Below are 17,529 nucleotides of genomic sequence, written 5' to 3'. Positions count from 1 at the left end.
AACACGGACGAGCACGCCGGGCGGGCCGCTACAGGCCCGCCGCCTTTAATAACTCATAACATTGCGGGGATATTCAGATGTCTGGTGCGAAATCCGGCCCGTCAGGGCTGGGCGACCAAATCGAAGAAACTCTGATCGCGTTGCTTCTTGGCCTGATGACGGTCGTCACTTTTGCCAACGTGATCGCGCGGTTTGTGTTTAATTCCAACATCCTGTGGGCGCTGGAACTGACCGTTTTCACCTTTGGCTGGCTGGTTTTGCTTGGGGCGTCTTACGCGGTCAAGAAACATGCGCATCTGGGTGTCGATGCCATTCTGAACTTGCTTGCACCGGGTCCTCGCAAGGTTATGGCGCTGGTTGCCGTCGCCTGTTGTCTTGTGTTTTCGTTGCTGATGCTCAAGGGCACCTATGATTATTGGGCTGTCTTCGCAGATTTACCGCCGACTTCGGGGCGTTGGTTCCCGACGGGGTTTGATACCAGCGCGCGCAGTCAGAGCTTTTACGAGGTAGACGATATTCCGATGGTCGCACCGCTGCGCTTTCTGGAAGACCTGATCAACTACGGCGAAACCTACGAAAAGCTCCCCAAGGTGGTTCCGTACTTTGTGCTGCCTCTTTCGATGTTGTTGCTTGTCATTCGATTTGCGCAGGTCGGTCTGCAGATTTTGCGGGGAGAAACCGACCGGATCGTCGCCAGCCACGAAGTCGAGGACGAACTGGAACAGGTTCGCGCCCAGCAGGGAGAGCATGACTGATGGACGTTGTCATCCTGTTTGCAATGGTCATCGGCCTGCTGATGATCGGTGTGCCGATCGCGGTTGCGCTTGGCCTGAGTTCCACCCTGTTCCTTCTGGTCTATTCGGACAGTTCGCTTGCCTCGGTCGCAGGTACCCTGTTTGAAGCGTTCGAAGGCCATTTCACACTGCTTGCCATTCCATTCTTCATCCTCGCGTCGTCCTTCATGACGACAGGCGGGGTTGCGCGACGCATCATCCGCTTTTCGATTGCCTGCGTCGGTCACCTGCCGGGCGGACTTGCAATTGCGGGCGTGTTTGCCTGTATGCTGTTCGCCGCGCTTTCGGGGTCTTCCCCTGCGACTGTGGTGGCCATTGGCTCAATCGTCATCGCCGGGATGCGTCAGGTGGGATATTCCAAGGAATTCGCCGCAGGCGTGATCTGTAACGCCGGTACGCTGGGCATTCTGATCCCGCCCTCTATCGTGATGGTCGTCTATGCCGCAGCTGTCGAGGTTTCGGTCGGCAGGATGTTCCTAGCAGGCGTCATCCCCGGCCTGCTGGCGGGGCTGATGCTGATGGTCACCATTTATGTCATGGCCAAGGTCAAGGACCTGCCCAAAGGGGACTGGAAAGGCTGGAGCGAGATCTTTGCTTCAGCGCGTGAGGCTGGTTGGGGTCTGTTCCTGATTGTCATCATTCTTGGCGGCATCTATGGCGGCATCTTTACACCGACCGAGGCCGCAGCCGTGGCTGCCGTCTATGCCTTCCTGATCGCCAGCTTTGTCTACAAGGATATGGGACCGCTGTGTTCAGAAGGTGATGCGCCGAACATTCCGCTGGTCAAAAAGCCTTATGCACTGGTCACGGCATTTTTCCACCCCGATACCAAGCACACGCTGTTCGAAGCGGGCAAACTGACTGTAACGCTGCTGTTTGTCATCGCGAATGCGCTGATCCTCAAGCATGTGCTAACGGATGAGCAGGTGCCACAGCATATCGCCTCGGCGATGCTGTCGGCTGGTTTCGGTCCCGTCATGTTTCTGGTGGTGGTTAATGTGATCCTGCTGATCGGCGGCCAGTTCATGGAGCCCTCGGGCCTGCTGGTCATCGTCGCACCGCTTGTATTCCCGATTGCCATCGAGCTGGGTATCGATCCCATCCATCTGGGGATCATCATGGTGGTGAACATGGAGATCGGGATGATCACACCTCCGGTCGGACTGAACCTGTTTGTCACGTCCGGCGTAGCGGGAATGCCAATGATGAGGGTCGTTCGCGCCGCGCTGCCATTCCTTGCGGTTCTGTTTGTCTTCCTGATTATGGTGACCTACATCCCGTGGCTTTCGACGGTGCTGCCCAACGCAATCATGGGGCCGGAAATCATCACCAATTGATCTCTGAGAATTAATGAGACTGCCGGGCTGTTCATGCCCGGCAGTTTCTTTTTTTTAGGCTGGTCCCCCAACCCCAAAATATTCCGCGCTTTTTCATGTCAAAACAAAGGGCTGGGCAGGGGCCGTGTGCGGGGCTAACCTGCTGCCAGAACATGCAGAACGTTGGTGAACCTTTATGCTGAATGAAATCGACGAATTAATGTTGCGGGTCGCGTATGACGAGGCAAAGACCGGATTTGACGAAGGCGGATGCCCAATCGGATCAGTATTGGCGCGCAATGGTCAGGTGGTGGCACAAGGCCGGAACCGACGTGTTCAGGATGGAGATCCCATTGCTCATGGTGAGATGGATGCATTGCGAAAGGCGGGGCGGCAAAAGACCTATCGCGATACGGTTCTGTATACCTCTTTGTCCCCCTGCATGATGTGTGCCGGAACAATTGTTCAGTTCGGGATACCGCGCGTCGTCATTGGAGATACCCAAAATTTCGGCGGCAATGAGGATTTCCTGCGTTCGAACGGGGTCGAGGTTGTTGTTGCCGACGACCCCGAGTGTATCGCGTTGATGAAACGGTTTATCGAAGAAAAACCCGAACTGTGGGCCGAGGATATTGCCGAATAGGCGCGTCAGACGGATTCCAGGGCGTTCACAATCTCTGAAAAGTCAGCAGCCTTGAGGCTTGCGCCGCCGACCAGTGCGCCATCGACATTGTGTACGGCAAAAATTTCGGCAGCGTTGTCCGGCTTGACCGAACCCCCATAAAGCAATCGAACGGAGCGCCCAACACCTTCGCCAAAGCGGCGTTCCAGCCGGGCGCGGATAAAGTCATGAACCTCGCCTATCTGGTCAAGTGTCGGCACTTTGCCAGTGCCGATGGCCCACACAGGTTCATAGGCGATCACAAGGTTCTCTCCGGTCGATTGGTCGGGGATCGAGCCCGACATTTGCCCGCCGATGATATCCAGCGTGTTGGCCGCTTCGCGCTGTTCCAGGCTTTCACCAACACAGATGATCGCGGTCATGCCTGCGTTCATGACAGCCTTGGCCTTGGCTCGGACGTCCTCGTCCCGTTCTCCATGATCTTCGCGCCGCTCGGAATGGCCGACAATAACTGCGTTTGCACCGGCATCGCTGAGCATGTCGGCGCTGATATCGCCGGTATGCGCCCCCGAAGCAGCGGCATGGCAATCCTGACCGCCAACAGAAACTGCGGTTTCAGTCAGGCTTTTTGCTGCCCGATCCAAAAGGGTCGCTGGAGGACAGATCAGTATGTCGATGGATGGGGAAGGGTGGTTGCGGGCCAGCGCATCCAGCTCTCCGAGGGCTGCGCTTACACCGTTCATTTTCCAGTTACCTGCCGCCAACTTGCGCCGCATTCGACCGTCCCTTTTTGAGTTTCGTGTTTTGTAACCCGATAACATCCGACAGGGTCAGAGACAATCGCGGCGCGCCTTAATACAGCCCAACTGATGCGATGTCCGGTCGGCCTATGCAACCTGGAGGATTACGTCAGAAACCATCGGGAGTGTTACTGAATGCCCGTGCTTTGATCAGCTTCCTTGAACTTGATCGACTCGCCGCAGCCGCAGGCGTCCACCACGTTGGGGTTTTTGAATTTGAACCCGGATTCGAGCAACGAAACCTCGTAATCGATCTCGGTTCCGAACAGGAACATCTGTGCCATCGGTGCGATCATGACGCGCGCGCCGTCCTGCTCGACCACTTCATCATGCGGGTCGGATTGGTCGACATATTCCATGGTGTATTCCATTCCGGCACAACCGCCTTTTTTCACACCGATACGCAAGCCAGCATGGCCGCCCTTGTTCATCAGGCGGATAATCTGCTCTGCGGCCTTGGGCGTAATGGTCACGGCCTGTTTGCCGGGAATGCCGAACATCGTGTTCTCCGTTTTCGCGCGTTGCCAACAATTTAAGGCCGACTTGCGGCGGGCTCAAGGGAAGTTGGTCAATCAAATGCACCTTTTGTTGGGTTCAGGTACCGAACTGCACTGATGTTTCGAAGGTGCAAGTTCTTGCATCCCGATCCTTTCACCCGATAGGCTGCCGGTTGTTGACCATTCATTTAATTCAAATCACCGGATTATTTGGTGAAAAAGGGGAACATCGTCATGAGGCTGAAGCCTGTTTGGAACTTTACGGGAAAAGCGATCCCGGCCATTTCCTTTTTACTTGTTCTGGGGCTGCAAAGTCCCGCGCTGTCGGAAACAGGTCAGAAGACACATCCCGTCAACTGCGCCACGGCTGAGGGGGATTTGAGGGCACTGAACGCAGAAAAAGAACATGCTGAACAGCAACAGCTGCTGGATGTCACCGCGATAACCCCCGCCGGAGCACTCCTGGGCCTGATCAAGGGTGACGAACAACAAAAGCTACAGATGCTGTCTGGTGACTACGTCAAGTCATTGGACGCGAGGATCGCGGAAACAAAGGAACAATGTGGAATTTCCTGACGGCCGGTGTTTCGTCACTCGCTACTTAACGAAAGTGGGCCGCCCTCGGGCAAGAGCGGCCCCAATTCTGGGCCTGAAGTATTTGGGGACGACAGAAGGTCAATAGCCCATACATACAAGTCATTTCACGGAGATGATTAAACTGCCGCAGCTATCGCGTGCTGCTTGGCATTTCCAGATCCCGTAAATGTTGATGTGGCGCATTTGTTGCGTGCCAATGTGTCAGGCTGTTAACCGATAGGTAACAGTAAGACGAATGATTTGTGACAAGTAATTGGTTTCAGGGGGAAACCCGGGCCTTACATAAAGCCCAGTTCAAGGCGCGCCTCGTCCGACATCATCTCCATACCCCAGGGCGGTTCCCAGGTCAGTTCGACGTCGACTTCTTTGACACCGGCAACGGGCTCGATTGCCTCCATGATCCAGCCGGGCATATCGCCTGCGACCGGACATCCGGGGGCCGTCAGGGTCATGATCACTTTAACGGCGCTGTCGTCACTGATTTCGATCGTGTAGATCAGACCGAGGTCGTAAATATTGACCGGAATTTCAGGATCAAACACTGATCTGCAAGCTTCGACCACTTGTTCGTACAAGGGGTGTTCAACGGTCGAAGGCGCGATGAGTGGTGTGCCTTCAAGCTGTTCACTGGGATGGGTCATTCAAGCCTCGGATCAGTTACCTGAGCGATTATATAGGGAACCCCTGCGTCAGCGTCCAGAGGGGCAATGGCGCGCAGCAACGCGCGCCACGCCAATTTCTTCAGTCGTTGATATCGTGATTAAAGGTCTTCACCTGCCCATGAGGCAGAGCAAACATCCGCCGCAGGATCAGCCAGGCGACAAGCGACAATGCCGCAAAGATCAGCAACAATACCGGCAGCGAGGGCGTTATTCCGGGGATCGCCAACAAAATCCCTGTAATTGCAGCCCCGATAGCAAATCCCAAAAAGATAAAGCCCGGCAGAACAACCTCGAGTATGGCCAGAACAAGTGCACCAGCCAGCCAGAGCCACCATGTTAACCAGAACGGGTCTGCCATTACTTGCCTCCCTTCAGCATCTTGAACGCATCTCCAAAGGCCTCCAGCGCGTTGGCAGGAACGACAATGGTCTGTTTGCCCGTACCGTTGCCAAGGGCGTTCAGCGATTCGACCTGCTTCAGCGCAACCTGATACTGCGCCGCTTCTATACCATTGTCCTGAATGGCTTTGGCGACAACACCTGTTGCATAGGCTTCGGCCTCGGCCTGAATACGCCGGGCTTTGGCAGTCTGTTCCGCGGCATAGAGTTCGGCATCGGCCTGCAATTCGACTGATCGTTTCTGACCTTCGGCTTCGGTCACCTGTGCGCGACGCGCGCGTTCGGCGTTCAACTGCTGCAGCATCGCGTCACGGGTGGCCTGATCTAGATTCACATCCAGAATCTCGGCGCGTGTAACTTGTATGCCCCAGTCATCCACAGCCGTTTCAACGCTTTCCTGAATGCGTGAGATCAACTGAGCCCGGTTTGACTGAACTTCATCAAGATCCATTTTACCGATCTCTGCCCGGACGATACCTGCCACGGTGGTTGCAATCGCGCCGTCGACGTCTCGGATGCGATAGACAGTCTTTTCCGGTTCCAGAATACGATAAAAGACAGAGGTGTCGATCTGGACGAGAACGTTGTCTTTGGTAATCGCGTCCTGTGTGGCGTTGGGCAGCTGGCGCTCGAGAATCGAGATTTGGTGGCGCGCAACATCCAGAAACGGCACGATAAAGTTGATGCCGGGGCCAAGCACCGAATGCAGACGCCCGAACCGTTCGACCACAAATTTCTCGGATTGCGGCACGATCTTGATGCCTTTCAGAATGATGACAACGATAAATACCGCCGCCAACAGGAATATGATGTTCGATGAAATCAATCCGATGATCTGGTCTTCGGTCATGTCTGTCCTCATTATTGTGTACGACGGTATACATTTGGGGGTTGAGTCGTCGATTTTCAACTCTGGTATGAATGGAACGTGTGTGGCGCAAGTCTGTCCGTGTAGGCAGGTGGCATGCAATACCCGGCGTGTGACTGCTTTGCATCCTTGCCCGATTGCGCTATCGGGCGCGCATGAAACTAGTTATCGACACCGATCCCGGCATCGACGATGCCATGGCTATAGCTTACGCTGTTGCGGCACCTGAAATCGAGTTGCTGGGTCTTACTACCGTATTTGGGAACACCCATGTTCATCAGTCCAGCCGCAATGCCCGTTATCTGCTACACAGGCTGAGTCTTAACGTGCCAGTTGCGCAAGGCGCGGCTGTCGCACACGGTGCGGACAACCATCAACCCTCGGATCACGTTCACGGCCCGGAAGGTTTCGGGGACATGATCGATATCCCGGACATCGGCGAAAACGACCAGCTGAACGCAGCCGAGTTTCTTGTAGACATGGCGCGCAAGCATAAGGGGGAACTGGTGGTTTGCGCGGTCGGTCCGTTGACCAACATTGCTGATGCAATGCGACTGGACCCTGAATTCGCGTCGAACCTTGGCCGTCTTGTCATTATGGGAGGGGCCGTTTTCTGCCCCGGCAACATCACCGAACATGCCGAGGCGAATATCTATCACGACGTGCATGCAGCCGATGTGGTCTTTGCCGCGCCACCGGAAACCGTTCTGGTCGGGTTGGATGTGACGCTCAAGACGCTTTACGAGACTGCTGACTTTCAGGCGCTGGCAGAACGCTCACCCGACATGGGTGCGTTTCTGCGTGACATTTCGCGTTTCTATCTGAGGTTCTACAAGGATGTTGGCGGGTTGGAGGGGTGTGGTTTGCACGATTCAACGGCCGTCATCGCCTGCACACACGAGCAGATGTTCGAAACTGAAACGACAGGGCTGCGCGTTGAGGTTGACGGACCGGAAAAAGGTGCAACCCGTCCGGATGTATCTCGTCCACCGGTACAGGTTTGCCGCAATGTGGACGGGGCAGGGGTTGTACGCCTGTTTACCGACCGGGTAGCGTCGCTGCCTTGACGGGTTGCAATGACCGGGCAGATCGGGCAAATCCTGCGCGGTTCAGCGACCCGAGGCGATGACATGACCGAGCGTTTTTCCTTTGATCTGAAAGCCACTGACGGCAAAGCCCGCACCGGGGTTATTCACACCCCGCGCGGAGAGGTGCGAACGCCTGCTTTTATGCCGGTCGGCACTGCCGCAACGGTCAAAGCAATGATGCCAGAAAGCGTGCGCGCCACCGGCGCCGATATCCTGCTGGGCAACACCTACCACCTGATGTTGCGCCCGACTGCTGAACGGATTGATCGGCTGGGCGGATTGCACAAGTTCATGAACTGGGATCGCCCCATTCTGACGGATTCGGGCGGGTTTCAGGTCATGTCGCTAGCCGGGCTGCGGAAGTTGACCGAAAAGGGTGTGACGTTCAAATCGCACATCGACGGCTCCAAACATGAGCTGACTCCCGAGAGGTCGATGGAGATTCAGCGATTGCTGGGATCCGATATCGTAATGTGTTTTGACGAATGCCCGGCTTTGCCCGCTGACCGAAAGCGTATCGCCGAGTCGATGCGCCTGTCGATGCGTTGGGCTGCTCGGTCGCGTGATGCCTTCGGAGACCGCCCGGGTCATGCGCTGTTTGGAATCCAGCAAGGTGGTCTGGAGCAGGATTTCCGTGAGGAATCCGCTGAGGCGCTGAAAGAGATCGGTTTTGAAGGCTATGCAGTGGGGGGGCTGGCCGTGGGCGAAGGGCAGGAGGCAATGTTCGGAGTTCTGGATTTTGCCCCTGACATGCTGCCAACAGACAAGCCGCGCTATCTGATGGGCGTTGGAAAGCCCGATGACATCGTTGGGGCGGTCGCACGCGGGATTGATATGATGGATTGTGTGCTGCCGTCGCGTTCTGGCCGCACCGGGCAGGTCTTTACCCGTTTTGGGGTGGTCAACATCAAGAATGCTCGCCACGCCGACGATCCGCGCCCGCTGGACGAGCAATGCACCTGTCCGGCCTGTTCCAACTATTCCCGCGCCTATCTGCACCACGTATTTCGCGCCAACGAGATGATCTCGGGCATGCTGCTGACCTGGCATAACCTGCACTATTTTCAGGAAATCATGCAGGGAATGCGCGAAGCGATTGCCGCCGGGACGTTTAAGGCGTGGCAGGCGGAATTTCATGCGCAGCGGGATCAGGGGGATATCGAACCGCTGTGAGCCTTCGGTGCTTCAGTGACAAATTTCGCGAAACAATGTAGGCTAAAGCCGATTTTAGTCCGCAGTTTTCGAAATTTGCATTTGGAGTACGAGTATGTCGCGCTCAGCTTGGTTCATTGCCCTTTTGGTTACCGCATCGCCAACTTATTCGGACGTCTGGACGTTCGAAACACCGTCAGAGAATATCCAGTGTTCGGTCGGGCAAGAGGCCAATTTCTCGGATATCTACTGCACCATCATTGAACGACACGGCCAGCCAGCCGCGCCTCGTCCTGCCGATTGTATTTCGGATTGGGGGCACAGTTTTTTCATGCGTGATACCGGTCCGGCCACAATGCTGTGCGAACCATTGAACCGTAACCGGGATGGTTTCGACCGCGCGGAATATGGCGTGACCGGAAGGTTCGGCGGGTTTGTTTGCCAGTCGTCACGCAAAGGGCTGGATTGTCGAAACCGGGATGGACACGGTTTCTTTCTGTCCCGCGCTGTTCAGATGATCTTTTGACGCCGAGCGTGATTGGCCACCGTGCCCGCATCGGTGCTGAGATCGCCCAGCCTGCTGTCCTGTTTGAAATTCTGAGGCCAAAAGACAGGAATCTGACGTGCCATGGCTTGCAGTCCCCGAGTACTCAAGCCATGCTGCCGCACACAAAGCCGATGGTGAGGTTGAAAAGGCCGTGTTTGCGCCCCACCTTTACCGTCCAAGACAGGAGATGGCCGAGGGTTGCCTTGATAAGGGACCGGTGTCGTCTTGCCAACGATAAGGATAGAGCATGCAAGAGCCTCTGAATTCCTCATACCCCGTACTGCCGCTTCGCGATATCGTGGTGTTCCCGCACATGATCGTGCCGCTTTTTGTGGGCCGCGACAAATCGGTTCGCGCGCTGGAAGAGGTGATGCAGGACGATAAGCAGATCCTGCTATCAAGCCAGATCGACCCCAGCGTGGACGATCCCGATACAGACGGCATCTACAAAGCGGGTGTGCTGGCCAATGTGCTGCAGTTGCTGAAACTGCCCGACGGCACGGTCAAGGTGCTGGTCGAAGGTCAGGCGCGCGTAAAAATCACTGAATTCCTTGAAAATGAAGATTTTTTCGAGGCCCGCGCGGAATACCTCACGGAAATCCCCGGCGATGTCACCACCACCGAGGCGCTGCTGCGAACCGTCACGGACGAGTTCGAGCGATATGCCAAGGTTCGCAAGAACATTCCCGAAGAGGCGCTGGCCGCGGTTGGTGAAACAACCGAATCCGCAAAGCTGGCCGATCTGGTTGCTGGCCATCTGGGGATTGAGGTCGAGCAGAAGCAGGACCTGCTGGAAACCCTCAGCGTCAGCGAGCGGTTGGAGAAGGTCTATGGCCTGATGCAGGGCGAAATGTCTGTTCTGCAGGTCGAGAAAAAGATCAAGACGCGTGTCAAATCCCAGATGGAGAAGACCCAGCGCGAATACTACCTGAATGAGCAGATGAAGGCCATTCAGCAGGAACTGGGTGATGGCGAGGACGGCAAGAACGAAGTTGCCGAACTGGAAGAGAAAATCGCCGAAACTAAGCTGTCGAAAGAGGCGCGCGAAAAGGCCGAGGGCGAGCTGAAAAAGCTCAGGAACATGTCGCCCATGTCTGCCGAGGCCACGGTGGTGCGCAACTACCTCGATTGGATTCTGGCGCTGCCATGGGGCACCAAATCCCGCGTGAAAAAGGACCTGGGTAAGGCGCAGGACATTCTGGATGACGACCATTATGGCCTTGAAAAGGTTAAAGAGCGGATTGTCGAATATCTGGCTGTGCAACAACGTTCGAAAAAGCTGAAGGGGCCGATCCTGTGCCTTGTCGGACCGCCGGGCGTGGGTAAGACATCGCTGGGTAAGTCAGTTGCCCGTGCAACCGGACGCGAATTCATTCGCATTTCGTTGGGTGGTGTGCGCGACGAATCCGAAATTCGTGGCCACCGCCGGACCTATATCGGGTCAATGCCCGGCAAGATCATTCAGGCGCTGAAAAAGGCGAAAACCACGAACCCGCTCATCCTGCTCGACGAGATCGACAAGATGGGGCAGGATTTCCGTGGTGATCCGGCGTCGGCGATGCTTGAAGTGTTGGATCCCGAACAGAACAGCACATTCATGGATCACTATCTTGAGGTTGAATACGACCTGTCGAACGTGATGTTCCTGACCACCTCGAACAGCTACAACATGCCTGGACCGCTGCTGGACCGGATGGAGATCATCCCGCTGGCCGGTTATACCGAGGATGAAAAGCGTGAGATTGCCAAGCAGCACCTGATCAGCAAGCAGGTCAAGAACCATGGCCTGAAGGCCAAGGAATTCGAGCTGACCGACGAAGCTTTGACATCGATCATCCGTACCTACACCCGCGAGGCGGGCGTACGTAATCTGGAGCGTGAGATTGCCAAGGTGGCGCGGAAATCGCTGACCAAGATCATCAAGAAAGAGGCTGAATCCGTTACTGTGACGCCTGAAAATCTGGATGAGTTTCTTGGTGTGCCCAAGTTCCGCTTTGGTCTGGCAGAGCTTGAGGATCAAGTCGGTGTGGTAACCGGTCTGGCCTATACCTCGGTCGGTGGCGAACTGTTGTCCATCGAAGCGCTGCGCCTGCCGGGCAAGGGGCGGATGAAGACCACAGGTAAACTGGGTGATGTGATGAAGGAATCGATCGAGGCTGCGTCCTCGTATGTGCGGTCGATTTCGCCCAGCCTGGGTATCAAACCGCCGCAGTTCGACAAATGGGACATCCACGTGCACGTGCCCGAAGGGGCGACGCCTAAGGATGGTCCGTCGGCTGGTCTGGCAATGGTGACATCAATTGTATCGGTGCTGACCGGAATCCCGGTGCGCAAAGATATTGCCATGACAGGCGAAGTTACCCTGCGCGGGAATGCGCTGGCGATTGGCGGGCTCAAAGAGAAGCTGCTTGCGGCGCTGCGCGGTGGTATCAAAACCGTGTTGATCCCGCAGGAAAATGAAAAAGATCTGCCCGAGATTCCCGACAATGTGAAAGAGGGGCTTAAGATCATCCCGGTCAGCCATGTTTCCGAAGTCCTGAAACTTGCGTTGGTTCACGAGCCCGAGCCGATTGAATGGGATGAGGCTGCGGAAGAAGCCGCAGCCGCAGCCGCCAAATCTACAGAAGGCAGCGGGCGGTCGGCAACGGCGCATTGACCGCGAAGTTCAGTTTTTAAAGGCGGGCCTTAGGGCCCGTTTTTTTTGTCGATTAAAAGCCGACGACCGGTTTGGTCGGATCAAGGATTTCCTCTTCAACGATGTATTCCTGAAACTTGTCCTGCGGCAGTGCAGAACGCACGGCCAGAACAAAGATGACGACCGAAAAGACTGCGCAGACGACAATGTCCCAACCGAACGGGATTTGCTTTTGCGCGCCCTCACCGAATTGACCGAGATAGGATATTAGGCCGATGCCAATAAAATATGGTATCAGCCACAGCGCTTCGGTGATGTCCATTTCCCCTAGCTTGCCGGAAAACCGAGCCAGTAAAAGCAACAACCCAACGATCAGCGCTAAACCAAGCCGCCAAACAGTGTCCCAGCCGCTCCAATACACGATTAATGTCGCTATGGCGAAGGCCAGAACCCCGACCAGGCGAACTGCCGGTAAACGAACCGAGCGCGGGTGATCAGGCAGCAAGTCCCGTAAGCACACAACTGCTATCGGGCCGACTGCGAATGACAGAACAATTGCCGCCCCGTTCAGTGCAATGACCTCGTTGAACGGGATGGTCAGCAAAAACAAAACCCCGACCAGAAAATTGAGGCCTAAAGCCCATAGTGGAACGCCGAAGGACGATAATTTCTGCAACATACCGGGCAGGAAACCGTTTTTAGACAACGCAAGTGCAATTCGGGCGTTGGAGCCGGTGGCGACCAGCCCGTTTCCAAATGGCCCTATGACAGAGCCAACATTGAGCAGACTTAGAAACCAAACCAGACCAACGGACATGATGACACCGTCCAGAGGACCTTCGCCGCCGAAATTCAGACTGGCCCACCCGTTTTTCAGGGCGTCGCTGTCCAACGCGCCGATGAAAGCGATCTGCAGGCCAAGATAAATGAGTGCGCAGAGCAAAATGGACAGAACAAGGGCGGCAGGAATGGTAAATTTGGGATTGCGCGCTTCGCCGGCCATATCCACTACATGCCGGAATCCGATGAAAGAAAAAATCACACCTCCGGTCGACACAGCGGCCATGATGCCATGCAGTCCATACGGGGCAAATCCACCGGTATTGGTAAAGTTAGCCCCATTAAACCGCGTTGAGATCAAAAGGATCGAAAGCAGGATCGGAATGCCTATCTTTGCCCAGGTTAATGTCGCATTTACTTGGGCAAAGAATTTGACTCCAAGTGCATTAATAGCGACGAAAATCAACATGAGCAGCAATGCGATGGCAATTCCGGCCCCAGTCAGATCTCCAGTACCCGCGACGTGAAGCCATGGGGCATAGGGGGCCAGATACTTTAGCATAGCCTCAACTTCGATCGGGGCCGTGGTATTGTAGCCGATCCAGGCGCTCCAACCCATTGCCATGGACACTATATTCCCATGCGAAAACTGGGGCACACGGGCAATTCCACCGGGGATTGGAAGCATGGCCGATATCTCGGCGAATGTAATGGCCAGAATAAACATGGCCGCCGCGCCCAAAAGCCATGACAGGATTGCCGCCGGGCCTGCTTGTTGAACGGCAAGCAATGGTCCAAACAGCCAGCCTGATCCGATAATGCCGCCGACAGAAATGAAGGTAAGTCCAATCAGGCCGATTTCCCGCTTCATCTTTGCCATTCTGCGACCCGTTTATGGATTTAAGAAAATACTGATCAGAATGAGCAGCCTACACGGGTTGCAAGGCTAAACAAGCCTTTCGGTCGCAGAGAACCGGTTACAGAAATCGTCGGATGCAGAAAGAAAATGGTGGGTGATAAGAGATTTGAACTCCTGACATCTTCGATGTGAACGAAGCGCTCTACCACTGAGCTAATCACCCATGATCGGGGGTCTTACAGCGAGTTGTAGAGTGCTGCAAGGGGGGCGTAGACGAATGTTGAAGGGCAGCAATAGGAAATAAGAAGTGAATTGCTGCCCTGAAACTTCGCAGGAAACAGGAGCATGAAACCGGTTGATCAGCTGCCCCAATTATTAAGTTGGGGCAGCTATCCGATGCGGATGTTGTGTTTGGTGCCTGCCGAATTGGCAATATGGCTCCATTCAGCCGGTTAGAGGATGAAGTCATCCGCTGTAAGGTTGTGTAAACCGATAAGTCTGATGACCATCTCAACGTCAGTATCGTTGTCGTTGTCGATGTAGACCAGCGTGTGATTGTCGGCGACGGATTTTCTAAAGTAGATTTCACCTTCGTCGTCGGTTCCAGTCTTTCGTTGGCCATCAAAGGTAAATGAATTGTCACCGGACAAGACTGTGCTGGCATCGATTTGACGCAGGTTGATTTTGTCCACACCGGACTTAAAGTCACGGATCACGTCAGCCTGAACGCTGTTGCTGGCGCTGTCGCCGATGTCTTTAAAGACAAAATGATCCGCACCTTGTCCACCAAACAACTTGTCCCGGCCTTGTTCACCAACCAGAAAATCCTGACCATCCTGACCGTACAGAGTGTCATTGTTGGCGCCACCGTTAACGATGTCATCGCCCAAACCGCCAATCAAATGGTCTTCACCAGCCTTTCCGAACAGGTGATCTTTTCCTTTGGCCCCTTTGAGGATGTTGGCTGCTCCGGTGCCGATGAAGACATCCGAGGCTGTTCCCCCCTGCAGGTTTTCAATACCCTGGATGGTGTCGTTTCCTAGCCCGGTATTCTGCGCTGTGGAAATGTTGAGGTTCACGGAGGATCGTGTGCCGGTGTTGTTTATGTACCAGTCCAGCCCGGCGCCACCTTGCAGGAAATCATTGCCAGTGGAGGCGTAGAGTTTGTCGTGCCCGCTATCACCATAGACTCTATCCGACCCTGTGCCGCCCAACAGATTGTCATGACCGCTGCCGCCACGCAGAGTATCATTGCCGCCGTTGCCACGAAGCGTATCGTTACCGCCGTTGCCGCTAATTTGGTTGCCAAGCTCGTTGCCGCCGATCACGTCACTTCTGTTTCCGCCGATCGCATTTTCGATTTTGACCCCGTTGGCAATTGTAAAACCACCAATGATGCCATTTGCGTATGAGGGGATGCCTCCGGCATCGCTTCCTGTCAGGTCAGCATCGTTAAGGTTGATATAAACGCCCCGATTCGCGTTCTGAGCAGAAATTGTATCTGTACCGCCGGTGTCCCAGATGCAGGACCACGAGGTCCCGGCCTTGTTAATGTCGTCAAGCGTATAGACGTTGTTTCCTGTGTTGTGTGCCTTTGTCCCGTAAATGGCTTGCAGCGCGGCTATGTCCAACGCCATCGGAGTTGAGGAGTGTCCGTACGCGGTTGAAATGGTTTGAATATGTGTCGGGTGGCCCGCGTTGTATGACATGATGGTGTAAACACCCTGGTTTTGCCCATCTGTGCCATAGTCACCAAAAGACGACGAAACGCCGGGAAACACAGATGATGTGCCACCGTTGTCATGCGGATGGGCGATCCCGAGCCCATGAAGCATCTCGTGCATGATGGTTTCAAAACCTTGACCACCTTTTTGCAGAGAGGCGGGTGTCCACACAAACGAGTCGTAGGAAAACAATCCATACAACGTATCTTTGCCGCCGATCGTGAGAAGCTTGCTTCCCGGCGCACCATGAGCGCCAGCTACACCCGGGACGGGAAAAAAGTTGGAGGGTACGAGCGCGTACCTAAAATTCTCGGCGTAGATTGAACCGGGATTTCCGGAAGGAACCTCGACATAGTCGACGGGGATGATCGTCTCGATCGTTGCAATGGCTTCCCGAAAGGCGTTCTTTTCCCAAGTTTGAAAAGTATGCAGCCCCGGATCAAACGAATACGTTAGTGTTCCAGCTGCACCGCCGAAATTTGTGTTCATGTTCCAGGATGATCCCCAGATCAATCCATCAACATATGCTTTACCAGTAAGATTTGAACCAAAATCATTTACCGTACTTGACATCTATGTGCACCTCAAAAGTCCATAGTTTTCTGCGGCTTGGCCGCCTGCAATCTATTTCTCAGGCGACCTGCAGAAAGTCTGTTAGTTCCAGAGTGATACGCCCCCAAATGGGTCTAAACCTTCTATTTTCTTTCGATGCAAGAACATAGTGCCAGATGCGGCAAAAGTGAGGGAATGGGCTGGCGTTTGTGTCACAATGTATTTTTTTGATACTTTCGACAGTTCCGACACGTCCATTGCCGCTGCAAACAGCGAGGTTGTGACATTCTCTAAACGTAACAAATGTCTGACGGTTTGACGGGCTGACTCATGCCATGGTTGTTTGGTGCTTTTGCTGCAATCGTTCAAAATTTGCCTGAACCAGCGACATCATCATCTTATCTGTTTGCCGGCCAGAGTTGATTTTTTCCGCCATTGGCATGCCGGGGACACTGGGATGGAAAGAACCGGCGATCAGGAAAAAAGCGGAACACGCGAAAAAAGTTGGAAACGCCGCTTGACGATGCCGGGGTGTAGCCATAATACACCCAAACGTTCAGCGATGAACGGACAGTGAGCGGTTGTAGCTCAGTTGGTTAGAGTACCGGCCTGTCACGCCGGGGGTCGCGGGTTCGAGCCCCGTCAACCGCGCCACACTGTCAGCCTTTGATCCGGGCAAATGGATCAGGAAAAGACCCTAATGCGCGGTTGTAGCTCAGTTGGTTAGAGTACCGGCCTGTCACGCCGGGGGTCGCGGGTTCGAGCCCCGTCAACCGCGCCACTTTCCTCAGAGAAGCGAAAAATATTGCCCATACCGGGCGCTTCGTGGTGATTTTGCCAACAAGCGGCCCCAATCTGGCGTGAATCGTTTCGGAAAATCTTGAATCACCAGTATTCTGCTGCATTCCATCCTCTGGAAAACGTCTGACCACCACGTGGCGGCTATTTCCGGAAACGCAAAATGTCAGGGGTGAGTTTTGGCCAGTTTGAATCGCGTCGTGATGGCGCGGCGCAGTAAAAGAATGATCCGTTCCCTAGGGCCGCAGAATCTGGAGGTTGCTGAAATCTCGGGAAAGTGGGGTAAGCAATTCGGATTTCAAAGCTATCGACAGTTCCGCTTGCCGCAACATGATATCTGCGCGGGCCCATTTCTGGATGAACGGGGGGCGGTGCTGAAGTTTGATCTGATTGTCGCCAATCAGGTCTGGGAACATCTGGACCGACCGTATGAGGCCACGTTGAACGTTCTTGAGATGCTGCGCCCCGGTGGATACTTTTGGCTGGCTGTCCCATTTTTTGTGCCATTTCATGCGGCTCCACAGGATTGCTCGCGCTGGTCGGCGCGAGGATTGAAGAACCTTCTGCTTGAAGCAGGGTTTGATCCATCCGCAATCAAGGCCGAGCAATGGGGGAATCGTCAGGCGGCCATTCGAAACTTGGAACCTGAATGGCCACCTGTCTTCAAACCGGACACGGACGTTCTGGACAATGACCCGAACTTTCCGATCGTCGCCTGGGCGCTGGCCCGGAAAAGCCACGAATGAGGCAAACCGGGTGAAATCTTGCTTGTTCACTATTCGTTCGCATTTTTCGGTTGGAGTCTCGGCTCAGCTCGCCTATCTCTAGGACACTTGTTTG

17 protein-coding genes and 3 tRNA genes are annotated in these 17,529 nt (G+C 54.7%); 11 read left to right on the top strand and 9 right to left on the bottom strand.

The window, feature by feature from the left end:
• Positions 1-77 precede the first annotated feature (77 nt).
• The 3 genes from ACR0NW_RS06845 to ACR0NW_RS06835 all read left to right on the top strand — a co-directional run bounded on the left by ACR0NW_RS06845 (position 78) and on the right by ACR0NW_RS06835 (position 2,753).
• Positions 78-755 carry a TRAP transporter small permease gene (locus tag ACR0NW_RS06845; protein WP_170652307.1) on the top strand — a complete coding sequence of 226 codons (678 nt, stop codon included), beginning with the start codon at positions 78-80 and terminating at the stop codon, positions 753-755.
• The gene (locus ACR0NW_RS06840) at positions 755-2,131 is read left to right on the top strand and encodes a TRAP transporter large permease (RefSeq protein WP_170652309.1); all 1,377 of its coding nucleotides are present in this window, start codon (positions 755-757) and stop codon (positions 2,129-2,131) included. The genes ACR0NW_RS06845 and ACR0NW_RS06840 overlap by 1 nt, the downstream gene beginning before the upstream one ends.
• A gap of 175 nt (positions 2,132-2,306) precedes the next feature.
• The gene (locus ACR0NW_RS06835; RefSeq protein WP_480449742.1) at positions 2,307-2,753 is read left to right on the top strand and encodes a nucleoside deaminase; all 447 of its coding nucleotides are present in this window, start codon (positions 2,307-2,309) and stop codon (positions 2,751-2,753) included.
• Between the two features lie 5 nt (positions 2,754-2,758).
• Here ACR0NW_RS06835 and tpiA read toward each other — a convergent pair whose 3' ends face one another.
• Positions 2,759-3,508: a triose-phosphate isomerase gene (tpiA, locus tag ACR0NW_RS06830; RefSeq protein ID WP_480449741.1), complete on the bottom strand. Its 750-nt coding sequence runs from the start codon at positions 3,506-3,508 to the stop codon at positions 2,759-2,761.
• Positions 3,509-3,660: 152 nt separating this feature from the next.
• Positions 3,661-4,032 (bottom strand): HesB/IscA family protein, encoded by a 372-nt coding sequence (locus ACR0NW_RS06825; protein WP_480449740.1) that lies wholly within the window; start codon positions 4,030-4,032, stop codon positions 3,661-3,663.
• A gap of 231 nt (positions 4,033-4,263) precedes the next feature.
• Here ACR0NW_RS06825 and ACR0NW_RS06820 point away from each other — a divergent pair, with 231 nt between their 5' ends.
• Entirely contained in the window at positions 4,264-4,605 is a 342-nt protein-coding gene (locus ACR0NW_RS06820; RefSeq protein ID WP_480449739.1) for a hypothetical protein, read from the top strand.
• 299 nt (positions 4,606-4,904) lie between these two features.
• Here the strand turns inward: ACR0NW_RS06820 and ACR0NW_RS06815 are convergent, their stop codons facing one another.
• The 3 genes from ACR0NW_RS06815 to ACR0NW_RS06805 form a co-directional block, all read right to left on the bottom strand.
• Positions 4,905-5,267: an SUF system Fe-S cluster assembly protein gene (locus ACR0NW_RS06815; RefSeq protein WP_170652319.1), complete on the bottom strand. Its 363-nt coding sequence runs from the start codon at positions 5,265-5,267 to the stop codon at positions 4,905-4,907.
• Positions 5,268-5,367: 100 nt separating this feature from the next.
• On the bottom strand, positions 5,368-5,646 hold the full coding sequence (locus ACR0NW_RS06810) for an NfeD family protein (protein WP_480449738.1): 279 nt from the start codon (positions 5,644-5,646) through the stop codon (positions 5,368-5,370).
• The gene (locus ACR0NW_RS06805; RefSeq protein WP_170652323.1) at positions 5,646-6,536 is read right to left on the bottom strand and encodes an SPFH domain-containing protein; all 891 of its coding nucleotides are present in this window, start codon (positions 6,534-6,536) and stop codon (positions 5,646-5,648) included. The genes ACR0NW_RS06810 and ACR0NW_RS06805 overlap by 1 nt, the downstream gene beginning before the upstream one ends.
• Positions 6,537-6,709: 173 nt before the next feature.
• On the opposite strand from ACR0NW_RS06805, the gene ACR0NW_RS06800 reads away from it, so the two are divergent.
• From ACR0NW_RS06800 to lon, 4 genes are all read left to right on the top strand, one after another.
• A complete protein-coding gene (locus tag ACR0NW_RS06800; RefSeq protein WP_480449737.1) occupies positions 6,710-7,621 on the top strand; it encodes a nucleoside hydrolase in 912 nt (303 codons plus the stop codon).
• A gap of 63 nt (positions 7,622-7,684) precedes the next feature.
• Positions 7,685-8,815 (top strand): tRNA guanosine(34) transglycosylase Tgt, encoded by a 1,131-nt coding sequence (tgt, locus tag ACR0NW_RS06795; protein WP_480450163.1) that lies wholly within the window; start codon positions 7,685-7,687, stop codon positions 8,813-8,815.
• A gap of 94 nt (positions 8,816-8,909) precedes the next feature.
• Positions 8,910-9,320, top strand: coding sequence for a DUF6636 domain-containing protein (locus ACR0NW_RS06790; protein ID WP_170652327.1), 411 nt, complete (start codon positions 8,910-8,912; stop codon positions 9,318-9,320).
• Positions 9,321-9,588: 268 nt separating this feature from the next.
• Positions 9,589-11,997: an endopeptidase La gene (gene lon, locus ACR0NW_RS06785; protein ID WP_480449736.1), complete on the top strand. Its 2,409-nt coding sequence runs from the start codon at positions 9,589-9,591 to the stop codon at positions 11,995-11,997.
• A gap of 52 nt (positions 11,998-12,049) precedes the next feature.
• Here the strand turns inward: lon and ACR0NW_RS06780 are convergent, their stop codons facing one another.
• The 4 genes from ACR0NW_RS06780 to ACR0NW_RS06765 form a co-directional block, all read right to left on the bottom strand.
• Positions 12,050-13,636, bottom strand: coding sequence for an APC family permease (locus ACR0NW_RS06780; protein ID WP_480449735.1), 1,587 nt, complete (start codon positions 13,634-13,636; stop codon positions 12,050-12,052).
• Positions 13,637-13,763: 127 nt separating this feature from the next.
• Positions 13,764-13,838: transfer RNA gene (locus ACR0NW_RS06775), tRNA-Val, on the bottom strand.
• A gap of 229 nt (positions 13,839-14,067) precedes the next feature.
• Complete coding sequence (locus ACR0NW_RS06770; protein ID WP_480449734.1) at positions 14,068-15,912, bottom strand: M10 family metallopeptidase C-terminal domain-containing protein; 1,845 nt, start codon at positions 15,910-15,912, stop codon at positions 14,068-14,070.
• Positions 15,913-16,219: 307 nt separating this feature from the next.
• Entirely contained in the window at positions 16,220-16,432 is a 213-nt protein-coding gene (locus ACR0NW_RS06765; protein WP_480449733.1) for a hypothetical protein, read from the bottom strand.
• Between the two features lie 36 nt (positions 16,433-16,468).
• Between ACR0NW_RS06765 and ACR0NW_RS06760 the strand changes: the two genes are divergently transcribed.
• From ACR0NW_RS06760 to ACR0NW_RS06750, 3 genes are all read left to right on the top strand, one after another.
• Positions 16,469-16,545 (top strand) — tRNA-Asp (locus tag ACR0NW_RS06760).
• A gap of 50 nt (positions 16,546-16,595) precedes the next feature.
• A tRNA-Asp gene (locus ACR0NW_RS06755) sits at positions 16,596-16,672 on the top strand.
• A gap of 241 nt (positions 16,673-16,913) precedes the next feature.
• Positions 16,914-17,435, top strand: a complete 522-nt coding sequence (locus tag ACR0NW_RS06750) for a class I SAM-dependent methyltransferase (RefSeq protein WP_480449732.1) — start codon at positions 16,914-16,916, stop codon at positions 17,433-17,435.
• Positions 17,436-17,529 lie beyond the last annotated feature (94 nt).

This window comes from Ruegeria sp. CF5 (assembly GCF_056537325.1).
This window is presented reverse-complemented; position numbering and strand designations above follow the sequence as displayed.

Excerpts from the sequence above, each read along its gene's own strand:
- ACR0NW_RS06815 (WP_170652319.1), bottom strand. The coding sequence starts at position 5,267 with ATGACCCATCCCAGTGAACAGCTTGAAGGCACACCACTCATCGCGCCT.
- ACR0NW_RS06805 (WP_170652323.1), bottom strand. The coding sequence starts at position 6,536 with ATGACCGAAGACCAGATCATCGGATTGATTTCATCGAACATCATATTC.
- ACR0NW_RS06845 (WP_170652307.1), top strand. The coding sequence starts at position 78 with ATGTCTGGTGCGAAATCCGGCCCGTCAGGGCTGGGCGACCAAATCGAA.
- lon (WP_480449736.1), top strand. The coding sequence starts at position 9,589 with ATGCAAGAGCCTCTGAATTCCTCATACCCCGTACTGCCGCTTCGCGAT.
- ACR0NW_RS06770 (WP_480449734.1), bottom strand. The coding sequence starts at position 15,912 with ATGTCAAGTACGGTAAATGATTTTGGTTCAAATCTTACTGGTAAAGCA.
- ACR0NW_RS06790 (WP_170652327.1), top strand. The coding sequence starts at position 8,910 with ATGTCGCGCTCAGCTTGGTTCATTGCCCTTTTGGTTACCGCATCGCCA.
- ACR0NW_RS06820 (WP_480449739.1), top strand. The coding sequence starts at position 4,264 with ATGAGGCTGAAGCCTGTTTGGAACTTTACGGGAAAAGCGATCCCGGCC.
- ACR0NW_RS06840 (WP_170652309.1), top strand. The coding sequence starts at position 755 with ATGGACGTTGTCATCCTGTTTGCAATGGTCATCGGCCTGCTGATGATC.
- ACR0NW_RS06800 (WP_480449737.1), top strand. The coding sequence starts at position 6,710 with ATGAAACTAGTTATCGACACCGATCCCGGCATCGACGATGCCATGGCT.
- tgt (WP_480450163.1), top strand. The coding sequence starts at position 7,685 with ATGACCGAGCGTTTTTCCTTTGATCTGAAAGCCACTGACGGCAAAGCC.
- ACR0NW_RS06765 (WP_480449733.1), bottom strand. The coding sequence starts at position 16,432 with ATGGCTACACCCCGGCATCGTCAAGCGGCGTTTCCAACTTTTTTCGCG.
- ACR0NW_RS06750 (WP_480449732.1), top strand. The coding sequence starts at position 16,914 with ATGATCCGTTCCCTAGGGCCGCAGAATCTGGAGGTTGCTGAAATCTCG.
- ACR0NW_RS06825 (WP_480449740.1), bottom strand. The coding sequence starts at position 4,032 with ATGTTCGGCATTCCCGGCAAACAGGCCGTGACCATTACGCCCAAGGCC.
- ACR0NW_RS06835 (WP_480449742.1), top strand. The coding sequence starts at position 2,307 with ATGCTGAATGAAATCGACGAATTAATGTTGCGGGTCGCGTATGACGAG.
- tpiA (WP_480449741.1), bottom strand. The coding sequence starts at position 3,508 with ATGCGGCGCAAGTTGGCGGCAGGTAACTGGAAAATGAACGGTGTAAGC.
- ACR0NW_RS06810 (WP_480449738.1), bottom strand. The coding sequence starts at position 5,646 with ATGGCAGACCCGTTCTGGTTAACATGGTGGCTCTGGCTGGCTGGTGCA.
- ACR0NW_RS06780 (WP_480449735.1), bottom strand. The coding sequence starts at position 13,636 with ATGGCAAAGATGAAGCGGGAAATCGGCCTGATTGGACTTACCTTCATT.